At 51.2% G+C, this 14,820-nt stretch carries 11 protein-coding genes; all 11 read left to right on the forward strand.

The genetic code is table 11. The features are described from left to right. Nucleotides 1–2: 2 nt before the first annotated feature. The 11 genes from AB4Z33_RS01350 to AB4Z33_RS01400 all read left to right on the forward strand — a co-directional run bounded on the left by AB4Z33_RS01350 (nucleotide 3) and on the right by AB4Z33_RS01400 (nucleotide 14,664). A complete protein-coding gene (locus AB4Z33_RS01350) occupies nucleotides 3–1,805 on the forward strand; it encodes an acyl-CoA dehydrogenase family protein (RefSeq protein WP_442048160.1) in 1,803 nt (600 codons plus the stop codon). Nucleotides 1,806–1,820: 15 nt separating this feature from the next. After that, nucleotides 1,821–3,644, forward strand: a complete 1,824-nt coding sequence (locus tag AB4Z33_RS01355; RefSeq protein ID WP_442048161.1) for a long-chain-fatty-acid--CoA ligase — start codon at nucleotides 1,821–1,823, stop codon at nucleotides 3,642–3,644. Between the two features lie 12 nt (nucleotides 3,645–3,656). Next, a complete protein-coding gene (locus tag AB4Z33_RS01360) occupies nucleotides 3,657–4,085 on the forward strand; it encodes a PaaI family thioesterase (protein WP_442048162.1) in 429 nt (142 codons plus the stop codon). Nucleotides 4,086–4,221: 136 nt separating this feature from the next. After that, a complete protein-coding gene (locus AB4Z33_RS01365; protein ID WP_442048163.1) occupies nucleotides 4,222–4,440 on the forward strand; it encodes a hypothetical protein in 219 nt (72 codons plus the stop codon). 180 nt (nucleotides 4,441–4,620) lie between these two features. Beyond that, on the forward strand, nucleotides 4,621–4,809 hold the full coding sequence (locus AB4Z33_RS01370; protein WP_307206031.1) for a hypothetical protein: 189 nt from the start codon (nucleotides 4,621–4,623) through the stop codon (nucleotides 4,807–4,809). Between the two features lie 315 nt (nucleotides 4,810–5,124). Continuing rightward, on the forward strand, nucleotides 5,125–5,877 hold the full coding sequence (gene map / locus AB4Z33_RS01375) for a type I methionyl aminopeptidase (RefSeq protein WP_442048164.1): 753 nt from the start codon (nucleotides 5,125–5,127) through the stop codon (nucleotides 5,875–5,877). Between the two features lie 679 nt (nucleotides 5,878–6,556). After that, nucleotides 6,557–8,641 (forward strand): hypothetical protein, encoded by a 2,085-nt coding sequence (locus tag AB4Z33_RS01380; RefSeq protein WP_442048165.1) that lies wholly within the window; start codon nucleotides 6,557–6,559, stop codon nucleotides 8,639–8,641. Nucleotides 8,642–9,013: 372 nt separating this feature from the next. Next, on the forward strand, nucleotides 9,014–9,937 hold the full coding sequence (locus tag AB4Z33_RS01385) for an ABC transporter permease (RefSeq protein WP_442048166.1): 924 nt from the start codon (nucleotides 9,014–9,016) through the stop codon (nucleotides 9,935–9,937). Nucleotides 9,938–9,949: 12 nt separating this feature from the next. Beyond that, nucleotides 9,950–10,843, forward strand: coding sequence for a carbohydrate ABC transporter permease (locus AB4Z33_RS01390; RefSeq protein WP_442048167.1), 894 nt, complete (start codon nucleotides 9,950–9,952; stop codon nucleotides 10,841–10,843). 65 nt (nucleotides 10,844–10,908) lie between these two features. Beyond that, nucleotides 10,909–12,507: an extracellular solute-binding protein gene (locus AB4Z33_RS01395; protein WP_442048168.1), complete on the forward strand. Its 1,599-nt coding sequence runs from the start codon at nucleotides 10,909–10,911 to the stop codon at nucleotides 12,505–12,507. A 333-nt stretch (nucleotides 12,508–12,840) separates the two neighbouring features. After that, nucleotides 12,841–14,664, forward strand: a complete 1,824-nt coding sequence (locus tag AB4Z33_RS01400) for an AbfB domain-containing protein (protein WP_442048245.1) — start codon at nucleotides 12,841–12,843, stop codon at nucleotides 14,662–14,664. The last annotated feature ends 156 nt before the right edge of the window (nucleotides 14,665–14,820 follow it).

Here is a 14,820-nt window from a genome sequence, read left to right on the forward strand (position 1 = left end):
GCATGACGGAAACGATACGTTTCGGCGGCAGATTCGTCGTCGAAGATAGCACGCCGGAATCGGTCGTGACGCCCGAGGATTTTAATGAAGAACAGGTCATGATGGGAGACGCTGCCCGGCAATTCATGGAGGCGGAGCTGTTGCCGCGCGATGCGGATATCGAAGCGCTGAACTATGAGCTGACGGTGGAGCTGATGAGGAAGGCGGGCGAGCTTGGCTTGCTCGGCGCGGACATACCGGAATCGTACGGCGGGCTAGGCCTAGACAAGGTAAGCACGACGCTGCTCGCCGAGACTTTGTCTCGCGCTTCGTCCTTCGCTTTGTCGGTCGGCGCGCATACGGGCATCGGCACGCTGCCGATCGTGTTCTTCGGCACGGAGGCGCAGAAGCAGAAGTATCTGCCTAGTCTCGCTACGGGCGAACGGATCGCGGCGTATTGCTTGACCGAGCCGTCTTCCGGCTCGGACGCATTAGGCGCTAGGACGACGGCTCGGTTGTCGCCGGACGGCAAGCATTTCATCCTGAATGGCTCGAAGCTCTACATTACGAACGCCGGCTTCGCCGATTTGTTCATCGTATACGCGAAGGTAGATGGTGAATATTTTACGGCGTTTATCGTCGAGCGGGGGATGAAAGGCTTCAGCATCGGGCCGGAGGAACATAAGATGGGCATCAAAGGTTCCTCCACTTGCCCGCTGTTTTTCGAGGATGTGCCAGTGCCGGTTGAAAACGTGCTAGGCGAGATCGGCAAAGGCCACCGCATCGCGTTCAATATATTGAACATCGGCCGCTTCAAGCTTGGCGCGGGCTGTCTAGGCGCTTCGAAAGAAACGATTGAGCTGGCGTCCAAATACGCGAACGAGCGCAAGCAGTTCGGCAAACCGATTTCTTCGTATCCGCTTATAGGCGCGAAGCTTGCGGACATGAACATTCGGACGTACGTGCTGGAGAGCATGGTGTACCGGACGGCGGGTTGGATTGACGGTATGCTGAGCGGGGCGTCGGCCGAGGAAGTTGCTGGAGAAGGCGCTGCCGACGCGGGCAGCCGGATTGCGGCAGCGATCAGCGAATATGCGTTGGAATGCTCGATCGTGAAGGTGTTCGCGTCGGAAGCGCTGGACTTCGTGGCGGATGAGGGCGTCCAAATTCATGGCGGCTACGGCTACATCAAGGAGTACAAGGTCGAGCGGATATACCGCGACTCGCGAATTAATCGTATTTTCGAAGGGACTAATGAAATTAACCGCATGCTCATACCAAGCACCCTGATGAAAAAAGCGCTCAAAGGCGAGCTTCCGCTCCTGCGCAAAGCGCGCGCCTTGCAAGCCGAGCTGACACAGCCAATGCCGCTGCCGACATTCGACGAGCCGCTCAGCAAGGAAACGTACCGCATCGCTCAAGGTAAAAAAGCTTTTCTCGCCGTTGGAGGGCTGGCTTTACAGAAGCTTGGCATTCGGCTTGAGGAGGAGCAGGAGATCTTGTGCTCGCTGGCCGATATGATGATCGAGCTGTTCGCGATGGAGAGTGCGATGCTTAGGACGAAGAAATTGAACACGGCGGGAGGCGCTGGCGTATCGGACAAATTCGAGCATGCAGCCGCAATGACGGAAGTGTTCGTGCAGGAATCAATGGAGAGGCTCGAGTCGATTGCGAAGCTTGCCCTTGCAGCAATGGAGCAGGGAGACGGACTGCAGATGCAACTATCGGTCTTGAAAAAACTGATGCGTGCGCCGCTTGCCGATACGATCGCGCTGAAGCGGGGAATAGCGGGACGCGTCATCCGAAGTGAGCACTATGTCGTATAAAGGGGGAGAGCGTCAATGGAACCGCTCGGACCGCAGGACCCGCTACTACCAAGTGAGCAGCCGACTGTCGATCAGGCAGATGCTGAATCCGTCCACTCCGCCGTATCCGAACCGCTTCCGCGTCCATGGCTGCGTCACTATCCCGAGGAAATACCTGCTTCGCTCGATTATCCGGACCAAAACATCGTCCAATTTCTCTTGAACGCCGTTAATCATTATCCGAATCATACAGCCGTTCATTTCATGGGCAAAACGATGACGTACCGTGAGCTGCATGCCAATGCCGTTAAGCTTGCGCAAGGTCTTGTAGGACTCGGCATCTCGCCGGGCGAACGCGTGGCGATTATGCTGGCCAATTGCCCGCAGGCGGTCGTCTCTTATTATGGAGTCCTGCTCGCAGGCTGCGTCGTCGTACAGACGAATCCGTTGTACGTGGAGCGGGAGCTCGAAAGCCAGCTTGCCGACAGCGGCGCTGTTGCGCTAATTGCGCTCGATCTGCTGGCGGGGCGTATTGCCCGCGTTCGCGGCGAGCAACCGGAGAACGGACCGCTGCCGCAGCTGCGGCATGTCATCATTACTTCGATTAAGGATGGCCTGCCTTTTCCGAAAAATCTGCTCTACCCGCTCAAGCAGCGCAAGGACGGTATTCGCATCCATATCGAGTACGGCAAGGATGGCGTCATTGCCTATCGCAAGCTGCTTAGCTCGGTGTCCTCTACTGTGCTGCTCCCCGAGCTGCCGAAGGGGGATGAGCTTGCCGCGCTTCAATATACAGGCGGCACGACGGGAACGCCGAAGGGCGTTATGTTGACGCACCGCAATCTGGTCGCCAATACGATGCAGACGTCGGCCTGGTGCTATAAGGCACAGGACGGCAAGGAGCGTTTTCTCGCGGCGCTTCCGCTCTTCCACGTATTCGGCCTGACCGTCCTTATGAATATGTCGGTCTTGCGAGCTGGCACGCTCGTGCTGCTGCCGCGCTTCGAGCCGGATACGGTGCTTCGGACGATCAAGGAGCAGCGTCCGACGATCTTTCCCGGCGCGCCGACGATGTACGTCGCCCTCATTCACCACAAGGATGCTCCGCGGACTGACCTCTCTTCCATCAATGTGTGCATCAGCGGCTCGGCCGCCTTGCCGCTTGAGGTGCAAGAGCAGTTCGAGGCGCTGACCGGCGGGCGCCTCATCGAAGGTTACGGTTTGACGGAGGCGTCGCCCGTCACCCATGCCAATCCGATCTGGGGGCTGCGCAAGATCGGAACAATCGGACTGCCTTTTCCCGATACGGAAGCATCGGTCATCGATCCGGCGACCGGAGAGCACTTGCCGGTCGGTTCGCTTGGCGAGCTGGTCATACGCGGACCGCAGGTTATGAAGGGCTACTGGAACCGCCCGGAAGAGACGGCGCAGACGCTGCGGGATGGCTGGCTGTATACGGGCGACTTGGCGACGATGGACGAAGAGGGCTATTTTACGATTATGGATCGCATTAAGGACGTCATTATCGCCGGCGGATTCAACATCTATCCGCGCGAGGTGGAGGAGGTGCTGTTCGAGCATCCGGCCGTGAAGGAAGCGTCGGTTGTAGGCGTGAAGGATGCATACCGTGGGGAAACGGTGCGAGCGTATTTAGTGCTGAAGGAAGGGTGGAACATTTCGCCGATGCAGCTGGATCGCTGGTGCCGTGAGCGCTTGGCCGCCTACAAAGTGCCTCACCAATATATGTTCCGGGACAGTCTACCGAAGACGATGGTGGGCAAAGTGCTGCGTCGCAGGCTGTTGGAGGAGGAAGCGGAAGCAAAAGCGAAAGCAGAGGCAGAGGCAACCAAGAAGGAATGAAGGGGGAGCGTCATGGATGAGGATTGGTTCGTGCAGCAGGCAGGCGATGCCGGTCTCTTGACGCGGCTGGCCGCGCGTGCGCAGGCTACCTTCTGGGGCTTGCTTGGCTGCGAGGTTGTGCAAGCGGACGGCAAAAAAGCGACGATCTGTTTGGATGCGGGAGATCAGCATTTGAACTTGATCGGCATCGTTCATGGCGGCGTGCTGATGTCGTTAATGGACAATGCGATGGGGCTTGTCGTTATGCTGGCTCATGCGAATGAACGAACGGTGACGGCGACGATGAACACGCATTTCCTATCGAGCAGCAAGGGCGGGCTGTTGATATGCGAGGCGGAAATGCTGCATCGTACGAAGCGCACACTGACGCTGCAAGGGCAGGTTAAGGATGAAGACGGCAAGCTGCTCGCTTGGGCAAGCGGCGCTTATCGACTCGTATAGGGGGATTGGCGATCATTTGCTTACCATTGTGGCATTCGTTATAATACCTAATATATGGAAGCGTAAACATTTGGGTTTTCGATAATAATTTGGACCGTTTTATCCGATAAATAATATATAGGAGGGAGGCGGGATCATGGTTGAAGGTTGGGTAACGATGCTGGTGCTGGCGTTCGGGCTGGCAGTTGCTATCATTGGCGTTATCGCTTATTTAAGAATGTTTCGTAAAGAAAAGTTCGCTTCGGCTGCCCAATCATCGGCTGAAATCCCACCTCCTGTCAAGATTTCGGCCCGTACGGCGGATACGGAGCTCGCTGCCGAGCCGATATCCGAACAAGCCGATCGCATAGATTAATAATTGTTCACTTTCATAATTGTTCCCAAAATGTTATAATAGTAAGAAAAGTTAAAACATTGTGACTCATTGGCCATGGAGTTACCTGCACCGAGGGGGGTCTTGCGGTGGAATAAGCCGCATGCGTTCTCGTACATTGCTGTTTAGGACGACCATCCATCGTATAAGGGAGGAGATTTCATGGCGAAACATAGCCAGAATGAAGTCAAGGAAAGCCTGAAAGAACTCACGAGAATTTTTCAACCCAAGGACCCGCGGAAATTTGTGAAGGATTACATTCGAAAGTACCGGATCACAGGTGGCTACGAGGATGAATTGACGACATTGGTTGAAGACGAGTTAGGCAGAATGAACTCCTCGGTCAGTTGAGCACACGTACCCGAATATATAGCTTTGTCCGTTCCTGCTGGGAACGGGCAAGGCTTTTTTGTTGTTTGTCGTAATTTTCCACCACTCCACCTTCCCCGGTCACTCAACCGTCCAACCCCACTCTGTAAGATCATATATGAGCTTACTACTCCTCAACTTGCCCCGCTATTTGTCGCATCCTCATAACCTTTGGAGGATGCGGGAAATGTTCACGAATAGACGTCATGGGGGAGTGATTCAACGAATATCGTTTACATATACACACGCTTACAAAGTCATCTCATACTTGAGCAAAAACTTTAAGGAGGCACAGTCATGTCACTGGAGTTGAAGTCCAAGGAGCATATTCGAGGCATTCGGAAAGCGGGGCGCATCGTCGCTGCATGCCACAAGGCGATTGCAGGGCGTATTGCGCCAGGCGTGACGACGCAGGAGATTGATCGGTTCGTTGAACGGTTCATGCTGGATCGTGGAGCGACGCCTGCGCAGAAAGGCTATAAAGGATATCCGTTTGCCACTTGCGCCTCCGTTAATGATGTGGTGTGCCATGGTTTTCCCGATAGCGTTCCGCTTGAGGCAGGAGATATTGTGACCATAGATATGGTCGCCGATGTAGACGGCTGGAAGGCTGATTCAGCGTGGACTTACGCCCTTGGGCGAACAACAGCTGCTGCCGACAAGCTGCTTAAGGCGGCGAAGCTGTCCCTGATGGACGGTATTCAGCAGGCTCTACCTGGCAAACGTCTCGGAGACGTCGGTTACGCCGTTCAGTCCAGGGCGCAGCGCGAGGGCTTTCAGGTTGTTACATCATTCGTCGGACACGGTATCGGCCGTCATATACATGAGTATCCGACCGTAGAGCATCGCGGCATACCTGGTACGGGCGTTTTGCTGGAAGAGGGGATGGTTATTACAATAGAACCGATCTTAACGGCGGGCCGCGATGATGTGTACATTGCGCAGGACGGCTGGACGGCACGCACAAGGGACGGAGCGTGGTCAGCCCAATTCGAGCATACAGTGGCCATCACCAAAGAAGGGCCTATCGTCCTGACGCGTTGGGAATAAATGACTAATCAAACCCAGTTGCGCCTCACGAGCCTTGACGCAGACCCGCCTTACGCCAGATCCCCCTCCGTCACACCTTATCTCGTCTAAGAGGTAACTCTCCTCCCTCGTCTAATGGACATTTTCGACGATTAGAGCAGTTTTTTTCGGGGGTTCGCGATTTAACGGACATTTTCGGCTACTAGCTGGCGAAATCGGAGCAATACAACTCCAATTACCCGCTAACTGCTTTAAATGTCCGTTACGTTTCGCAAACCTCAAAATGGAGCCGCTAACGGTCGAAAATGTCCGTTACTTACACGGCATTCTCGTCGTTTACATCAATCGTGCGTCAAACGCGCTAGCTGGCGAGGGAAGATAGGAAGGAGCTGGAGGAATAGTAGCTAGAGGTTAGAGGTAGGAGGCGGCTGTTAGAWATAAAGCGGTAGCTTCTGGCGATTTTGAGGATTTGCTACCGAGAAAAGGCGGGTACAACCCGGATAGATAGCCACATGCGAGTGTAACAACTCCATGTGGCTTTCTTTTTTACATTGAAGTTATCGGAGATTATCGTTATAGCTGCTACGACATGAAACACCTGTGCCAAGCGAGCCGAAAAAATGAGAAATCATAACTATAATAATATCCGTTGGTGATTACGATAACTTGAGTATGACACCAACCGGAGGCTCAACATAATATGAAAAGAAGATCTAAGCATAATCGCAGCGGTATATTTACGTTCTTGCTGGCATTTGTCGCCACAGTCATCTTTGCCCCAATCGGTAAAATTGAGGGGGAAGGAAATATGCTTAAGACAGGTAACTATTTTCATAGCCCTGCTCCGAACGGAGGGAACTCTCCCGACTGGAATGGGTCCGGGGTTATATCCGCGGCGGACGGCGTCTTGTTCGACGGAACCCCGGCTTACGCTGGCTGGATGGGTAGCGCAACCTCGCATTCAACCGTAAATGTAGTTATTGATTTGTTGAAGGACTACCCTTTGAGCCAGATTCGTATCGTGTTGAATTCACCCAACAAATATTGGGGATTTAAGGACATTACCGTAAAGTACCGTCCCGAGTCGGCGACCGGGTATTACATTGCAACCAGACACGTTAGAACGGGAACCGACTTGAACTATTCGGTCACCGTCCCGATGTCGAACGTGACGGCCAGGTTCATCGTGCTGAACATTAGGCGTACCCAAGCTTATCAACATATTCCGCTGACGGAAGTCGAGATTTATAGAGGTTCGGGCGTTGAGGGGCAAAATCCGACTCCTGCTCTTATTCAGGAGGGATTGCAAGCCGAACTGAAGAAAGAGGCCCTGCTGGCGGACAGGTTCGGTCAATGGATGAATGAAGCCTGGCCGGGAAAGGTCGCAACCGAAACGCAGTTGCGGACGGAATATGCCAATGAGGCCGCTGCCTTGGCGAATATTTCTCTGGATACCACGAAATATGATCAATATGGTGGCCTTAAAAGCTTAGGAAAGCAAGCAAGCACCGGATACTTCAGGCTTCAGGCCATCAACGGAAAATGGTGGTTTATTACGCCGGACGGATATCCCTTTATTGTTAAAGGAGTGGATGCAACAAGTTTGTGGGAGGCCGGGTATAAGACGCCGATCCTGAAACCAGACGGCACCCTCAAGCAGATTTTCGAGCAATTGCCCGATCGTACCGCTTACGCACCTGCCTACACCAAAGATACGGGCGGCGAATACATCAGTTTCGTCGTCGCCAATGTCATGAAAAAATACGGAAGCGACTTTGAGTCGAAATGGGAGGATATCACGAAGAAGCGTTTGATCCAGTGGGGGTTTAACACGTTCAGCAAGTGGACCAAACCGAAAAACGTGACGTTCCCGTTCATTCAATCGCTGCAGGACCCCTCGAATTTGAGAAGGATCTTATGGACGTACGACGTATTTGATCCGCAGAGCGGACCCATCATCGAGAACGCACTGAAGGCGCAGCTTCAAAATGCGAGATACAGCAAATGGTTGATCGGCTATACCTACGATAATGAAGCGGGCTGGACTACCGATATTGTAAAAGAGGTTCTGACCTATTCTTCGTCCTCTCCGGCGAAAAGCGCATTCGTCGATTTACTTGCGCAAAGATACAACGGTAGCCTAACCTTGGTAAATCAGAAGCTGGGCACGAACGCTGCATCGTTCGACGCTTTAAAGGATATCCCGGTCAATATCGACAAAGTTCCCGCGGCCGACGTATCGGAATATATCGGGTTTGCGTCCATAACTTACCATTCCATGATCAAAGACATTATTAAAAAATATGATCCGAACCATCTGTTCCTAGGCACGTCCATCGTTCCTACTTGGCGTACCAGCCTGGATTGGGATCATGCGGCCATGGATTATGTAGACGTCTTTTCCGTTGACAGTTATTCAAGAGACGGAAGCTGGATTACCAGATACGAAAGTTACGGAAAGCCTCTATTGAATCTGGAGCATACTTTCGGCTCGTCCGAACGCGGACTTTCCTATTTCAGCTTGGCTACGATGACAACAAGCATAAGGGAAAGAGGATTGGCATACCAAGCTTTTACGCAAAGCCAGGCTGTTCATCCATTGTTTGTCGGCTCGGGCTGGTATTCCTACTATGACCAGCCGGTTACCGGGCGAGTGGACGGAGAAAGCTACAACGTGGGCCTAGTCAATCAGCAGGATCAGCCGTATACGGAAATGGTCAACATCATGAGGACGACGCATGCCGGATTGGAAAATGTTCACCTTATGGGGCTAACCTCTCCTTGAGAGGAGAGAACAGGAATTTTCATCATTGAGGTTAGAACTAAGCAATTGAAAGATGAAGAAAGCCCTGTGAACATTATGTTCACAGGGCTTTCTTCATGCTGTACAAAAGTGAGTGAACAGCCGTTTTGTATTGCACAAAGCTGCTATTGTGCAGAAATGTCAGATTCGTTCACTGTCCAAAACTGTGAAATGTTCAGCAGTGAAGCGGATTTTCACTATGTAGAACATTGTCGGTCAACTATAGTAGGTCTCAGGGCCAAGGCGTCGACAAGATTCACAGTCAGACGCTACATAAGCACGTAAGGTGAACACGCAGTTGAACACGCAAGTACAGTCACAAGCTTCAGAACCAGTAGGAGGGAGTAAACAAGCATGTTAAAGAAAAAAGGAGTTTTGCGGGAGCTATACACGAACCGGATATTATTTCTAATGTTATTGCCGGTGCTATTGTACTTTCTAATCAATAACTATTTACCGATGATCGGGATCTACTACGCGTTCGTACAATTCGACTTCAATACGAGCCTTTTCCAAATGGAATTCGTCGGGCTGAAAAACTTCGAGTTTCTATGGAAATCAGGCAAGCTAACCGAGCTTACGCTCAATACGGTCGGATACAACGTCGCTTTCATCTTATTAGTAAACTTTTTATCGATAACGGTTGCGGTACTGCTTAGCGAGGTCAAAGGGAAATGGTTCAAGAAGATTACGCAATCCGCACTGTTCCTTCCTTACTTCGTATCTTTCGTTATTCTAAGCGTTATCGTATTCAACTTGTTCAACTACGAGCAAGGGGTTATTAACACGGTGCTCCAGCAGTTTGGAGCAGAGCCGGTAGACGTATACAGCAAACCGAAGCTGTGGATTTTCTTGATTATCATGTTCTTCTTATGGAAGAACTTCGGTTATAGCATGGTTATCTACTTAGCTTCCATTACGGGAATTAGCGAAGAATATTATGAAGCCGCGAAGATCGACGGAGCGAACATCTTCCAACGCGCTTGGCATATTACCGTTCCAATGCTGAAGAACACGTTCGCGATTCTGCTGCTGTTCTCGCTAGGAAGCATCATGAAAGGTCAATTCGACCTCTTCTACCAAATGGTCGGCAACAACGGCCTGCTGTTCAGCACAACGGATATTCTGGATACCTATGTATACCGCTCCTTGCGTGTAACGTTCGATATGGGGATGGCGACAGCTGCCGGCGTGTACCAATCGATCTTCGGATTCACGCTCATTATGGTCGTTAACACCATCATCCGTAAAATCAACAAAGATTACGCACTGTTCTAGGAGGGAGCTTATATGAAAATTAGAGAAGATAGCGCCACAAAGTGGTTTCGGTTAATCGCCTATACAGTCGTTCTAGTGGGCAGCATCTTATGCATACTGCCGTTCATCCTAATTCTGTCGGCATCTCTTTCAAGCAATGCATCTATTCTGCAAAATGGTTACACGATCTTCCCGTCGGAATTCTCGCTCGAGGGCTATAAAGTCATCTTCCAGGTGCCGGACGAGCTGTTCCGAGCTTACGGCGTAACGACCTTCGTAACGATCGTAGGTACGGTGCTTGGCTTGCTGCTTATGACAATGGCGGGTTATGTCCTACAGCGCAAAGATTTCAAATACCGCAACCTGTTCTCGTTCCTGATCTACTTCACGACATTGTTCGGCGGCGGACTTGTTCCTTATTATATGCTGATCACCAACTACTTGGATTTCGCGAATACGATGTACGCGCTCATTTGGCCGTCGTTAATGACGCCGTTCCTTATCATCCTAATGAGGAGCTTCATCAGCTCCGCCRTACCGGATGAGGTTGTGGAATCAGCCAAGATCGATGGGGCGAATGACTTCTTGATCTATTACCGGATCGTATTGCCGCTCGCAATTCCTGGACTGGCAACTGTAGGCTTGTTTCTAGCGCTTCACTATTGGAACGACTGGTTCTCGTCGGCGATGTACATTAACGACGCAACGAAATACCAGCTCCAATTCTACTTATATAACATCATTAATACTTCCGCATTCCTGAGCAACATTGGAGCGGGCGCAGGCATCGTGTTGTCGGAGGGCGTTCCAACCGAATCGATGAAGATGGGCATGGCCATCGTCGTTACAGGACCGATCCTACTGCTGTATCCATTCATTCAGCGTTATTTTGTCAAAGGCTTAACGATTGGCGCGGTCAAAGGTTAGAACCGTTGTTTGGGCAACCAGATTTCGGCTAACATAGATATTACACATTCAAAGGGAGGATTCACATGTTAGGAAAAACAAAAAAAGCGGCAGGTATTATGCTTTCATCTGTATTGCTCCTATCTACAATGGCCGCTTGCAGCAGCAATGGCGACGGCAACAACAAGAGTAACGACACTGGCAATACAGGAACGAACAATACGGCGGCAACAGACGCACCGGCAGACGGCGGCGAAAAAGCGGGCATCGACACTTCCAAGAAGGTAGAACTGCAGTTCTACATGCTCGGCAACGCGCCTAAGGACTTGCCTAAGGTCGAAGCAGAGATTAATAAAATGGCACTTGAAGATTTGAACGCGACGGTTAAATTCAACTTCACGACTTGGACGGACTGGGATCAAAAGTACAAGCTGCTCCTCTCCACGGGTCAAGACGTTGACTTGATCTTCACAGCGGACTGGACGCAATATCAGCAGTACGCGAAAAAAGGCGCATTCCTGGATATTGAACCGTTGCTTCCAACAGCAGCTCCAACGCTTAACTCCTTCGTGCCGAAGGATATGTGGGATGCCGTTCGTATCGATGGCAAAATCTTCACCGTTCCTGCAACGTACAAAGAGTATGTAACGAACGGCTTCGTATGGCGTGAGGATCTGCGTAAGAAATACGATCTGCCGACTCCTGTAGATATGGCTACATTCGAAGCATACTTGGATGGCATTAAGCAAAATGAGCCTTCGATTCAACCGGTAACGATTGGCGGAGCAATTGATCAAGCTTTGTCCGATGCCTATCTGGATTTCCAACGCAAAATTGTTGGAGCATTGCCTTACGGCGTATTCGCTACTTACCAAAAACCGAGCGAAGTCACTTCGTACTGGGGCTCGCCTGAGCACCTGGAAGACCTGAAACGTTTCAAAAGCTGGGCAGACAAAGGTTACTTCTCCAAAAACGAGCTGAACGAAAAAGAAACGTCCCAAGATAAGCTGAAAAACGGAACGGCTGCCGCTATGCTAGGCGATAACCCGACTCGTTACAACAGCACGCAAGAACAAATGAAGTCGCTTCACCCGGATTGGGAGCTGGGCTACACGCCTTACGGCCGTACGAATGGCTATGCAACGCCGGTTCACCCGATCCACAACGGTTTCGCTATTCCGAAGAGCAGCGACAACGCAGAGCGCGCGCTTGCATTCTACGAGAAGCTTGTAACGGACAAACGTTATAACCTGCTTGCGCAATACGGCTTCGAAGGCGTGAACTACACGGTAGAAGACGGTCACTACAAAATGGTTGGCGACGCGAACACGAACGGCTTCCCTCGTGAAGGCATGCAAGGCTGGGCATGGCGTAATCCGGAATTCATGCTGTTCGAGCCAAGCTATGACGGCGTGAAAAAGATTTTTGACGAGTTGGACGCTATTCAAGTACCAGACATCTACACGGGCTTTGCAGAAGACTACACGGAATATCAAGCAGAGAGATCGGCGCTTGAGCAAGTAGAGAAACAATATCTGTTCCCATTGATGGCTGGACAAGTGGCAGACGTGGAAGCAGGATTGAACACATTCATGGAGAAAGCGAAGCAAGCTGGTCTTGAGAAAATTCAAGAGGGCTACAAGAAACAATGGCTGGCGTATCTCACTGAAGCAGGTATTCAATAATAGCATTTAACTAAGAATAAGGGCTGTCCCATAAGGTTATGAACCTAGGGGCAGCTCTTATTCTATATGTGAACAACAGCGAAATAACACGCCGTTGCGCTTTTTACAATGTACGAGATTTGTTCATCTGGGCAAAATGAGATTAGTTCATGCTTACTCAGATTGTTCACTGTCATTGTTTATATGGTTATGGTAGCAATATAGATGTAACGAATCGCTTGCAAGAATAAGGGAGGAAGGAGTTCTGTTACAATTGAAGACGCTTACAAAAGTCTTCGGCTAGTGATGCTTAGTCAGTTACAAACCAAGAGGAGATGATTTGTTGTGAGTAAGATGTTCAAATTATTGCTGACTCTCGCTTTTGCTGCTAGTATCTTTAACTTTGGCGCATCCTCCACTGAGGCTGCCGCCCAAACGATCACGAACGGAACGCCGTGGAAAGACACGAGCGGCGCTTCGCTGCAGGCGCACGCCGGTTCGATTCTTCAGGTCGGATCTACGTATTATTGGTATGGCGAGGACAAGATTCATAATAGTGCGAATCTCAAGGCAGTATCCATCTATTCCTCGACCGACCTGAAGAATTGGACGTTCCAAAGCAATGCTCTCACGACGGCGTCCGCCCCGGAGCTTGCCAGCTCCAAGATCGAGCGTCCTAAAGTCATCTATAACGCTACGACAGGCAAATACGTCCTGTGGGGACATTACGAGAACGGAACGGACTATTCCCTTGCGCGGGTAGCCGTTGCGTCGTCCTCCTCGCCGACCGGACCGTTCACTTACCACGRCAGCTTCCAGCCGAACGGCATGCAGTCCCGAGATATGACGCTCTTCAAGGATACGGACGGTACGGCGTACCTCATCTCCTCCTCCGACAACAACTACAATCTCAGAATATACAAGCTGACGTCCGATTACTTAGCCATTGATTCCGAGATGAACATGATTTACGAAGGCGACCACCGGGAAGCTCCGGCGATCGTGAAGAAAGGCTCCATCTATTATTTGATTACTTCAGGCGCTTCGGGTTGGTATCCGAACCAAGCGAAATATTCGACAGCCACTAGTTTGAACGGACCTTGGTCGGCGCTGCAGCCGATCGGCAACTCGTCCACTTTCTATACGCAGGCTTCCTTCATCCTGACGGTACAGGGCAGCAGCGCGACGAACTATATCTATGTGGGGGACCGCTGGAACTCCGGAGCTTTGGGCGATTCCCGATATGTATGGCTTCCTCTGACGTTGAGCGGTACGACAGCGTCGATGGATTACTACGAGAAAGTCAGCATAGATGCCGCTACGGGAGCCGTATCCGGCGTATCGAACGGCACGCTCATCTCCCAAGGCAAGACGGCAACGGCTCAGTCCGCATTAGGGACCAATCCGGCAAGCTACGCGAATGACGGCAATTACCAGACGGAATGGGTCGCGACAAGCGTAACATGGCCGAATTGGTGGCAGGTAGACCTTGGAGCGAACTATACGATCAAAACGGTTGATCTCTCCTGGTGGATGATGAACGGCTCCGAAGGCTTCTACCAATACAAGATCGAGACGAGTCTCGACAATATGAATTGGACGGTAGCGCTGGATCGTACGAGCAATACGACTTACGGGTTTACTTCGGACTCGCTCTATGCAACGGCGCGGTATGTACGGGTTAATATGGTGAATGCGGATCTGTGGAATAACCCTGGCAATTGGTATACGCCAAGACTCTGGGAGGCTAAGATATACGGCACCCCTGCGACTGCGGCGGTGACGACGAGATGGTCGTCGCATAACTTCCCGACAAGATATATTGCCAATGATGCCGGCAACGCCAAGATTGTGGAGAATCCAACGCTCGCGAACTCCGAGTGGATTATGGTTCCCGGCTTGGCAGACCCGTCGGGCGTTTCCTTCCAGTTGAAAAGCAATCCTGGCATTTTCTTGAGACACTACAACTACGTGCTCGTTGCACAGACGAACACGGGTGGTGCCTTCGCAGCCGATGCTACGTTCTATAAAGTGGCGGGGCTTGCGGACAGCAGTAAGTTTTCGTTCCAATCCTACAACTATCCTACCCGGTATATTAGGCATTCCAGCTATAACCTAAGAATTGACCCAATCTCGACGGCTACCGAGAAGAGCGACGCTACGTTCAACCAACTATAAATGTACAGCATGGGGGACTAAAGATTGTTTTAGTCGCAATAACCAAAATAAATGCGACAGCCTGAGCGGATCGATTCCGCTGGGGGCTGTCGCCTTTTTTACAGATATAATGTTTGCCTGTATTTCATACAGTCTAATCGGCCCCATCGCCTGTGA

This window comes from Paenibacillus sp. 2TAB19 (assembly GCF_052115185.1).
GTDB lineage: Bacteria > Bacillota > Bacilli > Paenibacillales > Paenibacillaceae > Pristimantibacillus.

What these genes read in the sequence shown, in the direction of transcription:
- AB4Z33_RS01350 (WP_442048160.1), top strand. Translation starts at nt 3, where the DNA reads ATGACGGAAACGATACGTTTCGGCGGCAGATTCGTCGTCGAAGATAGC.
- AB4Z33_RS01355 (WP_442048161.1), top strand. Translation starts at nt 1,821, where the DNA reads ATGGAACCGCTCGGACCGCAGGACCCGCTACTACCAAGTGAGCAGCCG.
- AB4Z33_RS01360 (WP_442048162.1), top strand. Translation starts at nt 3,657, where the DNA reads ATGGATGAGGATTGGTTCGTGCAGCAGGCAGGCGATGCCGGTCTCTTG.
- AB4Z33_RS01365 (WP_442048163.1), top strand. Translation starts at nt 4,222, where the DNA reads ATGGTTGAAGGTTGGGTAACGATGCTGGTGCTGGCGTTCGGGCTGGCA.
- AB4Z33_RS01370 (WP_307206031.1), top strand. Translation starts at nt 4,621, where the DNA reads ATGGCGAAACATAGCCAGAATGAAGTCAAGGAAAGCCTGAAAGAACTC.
- map (WP_442048164.1), top strand. Translation starts at nt 5,125, where the DNA reads ATGTCACTGGAGTTGAAGTCCAAGGAGCATATTCGAGGCATTCGGAAA.
- AB4Z33_RS01380 (WP_442048165.1), top strand. Translation starts at nt 6,557, where the DNA reads ATGAAAAGAAGATCTAAGCATAATCGCAGCGGTATATTTACGTTCTTG.
- AB4Z33_RS01385 (WP_442048166.1), top strand. Translation starts at nt 9,014, where the DNA reads ATGTTAAAGAAAAAAGGAGTTTTGCGGGAGCTATACACGAACCGGATA.
- AB4Z33_RS01395 (WP_442048168.1), top strand. Translation starts at nt 10,909, where the DNA reads ATGTTAGGAAAAACAAAAAAAGCGGCAGGTATTATGCTTTCATCTGTA.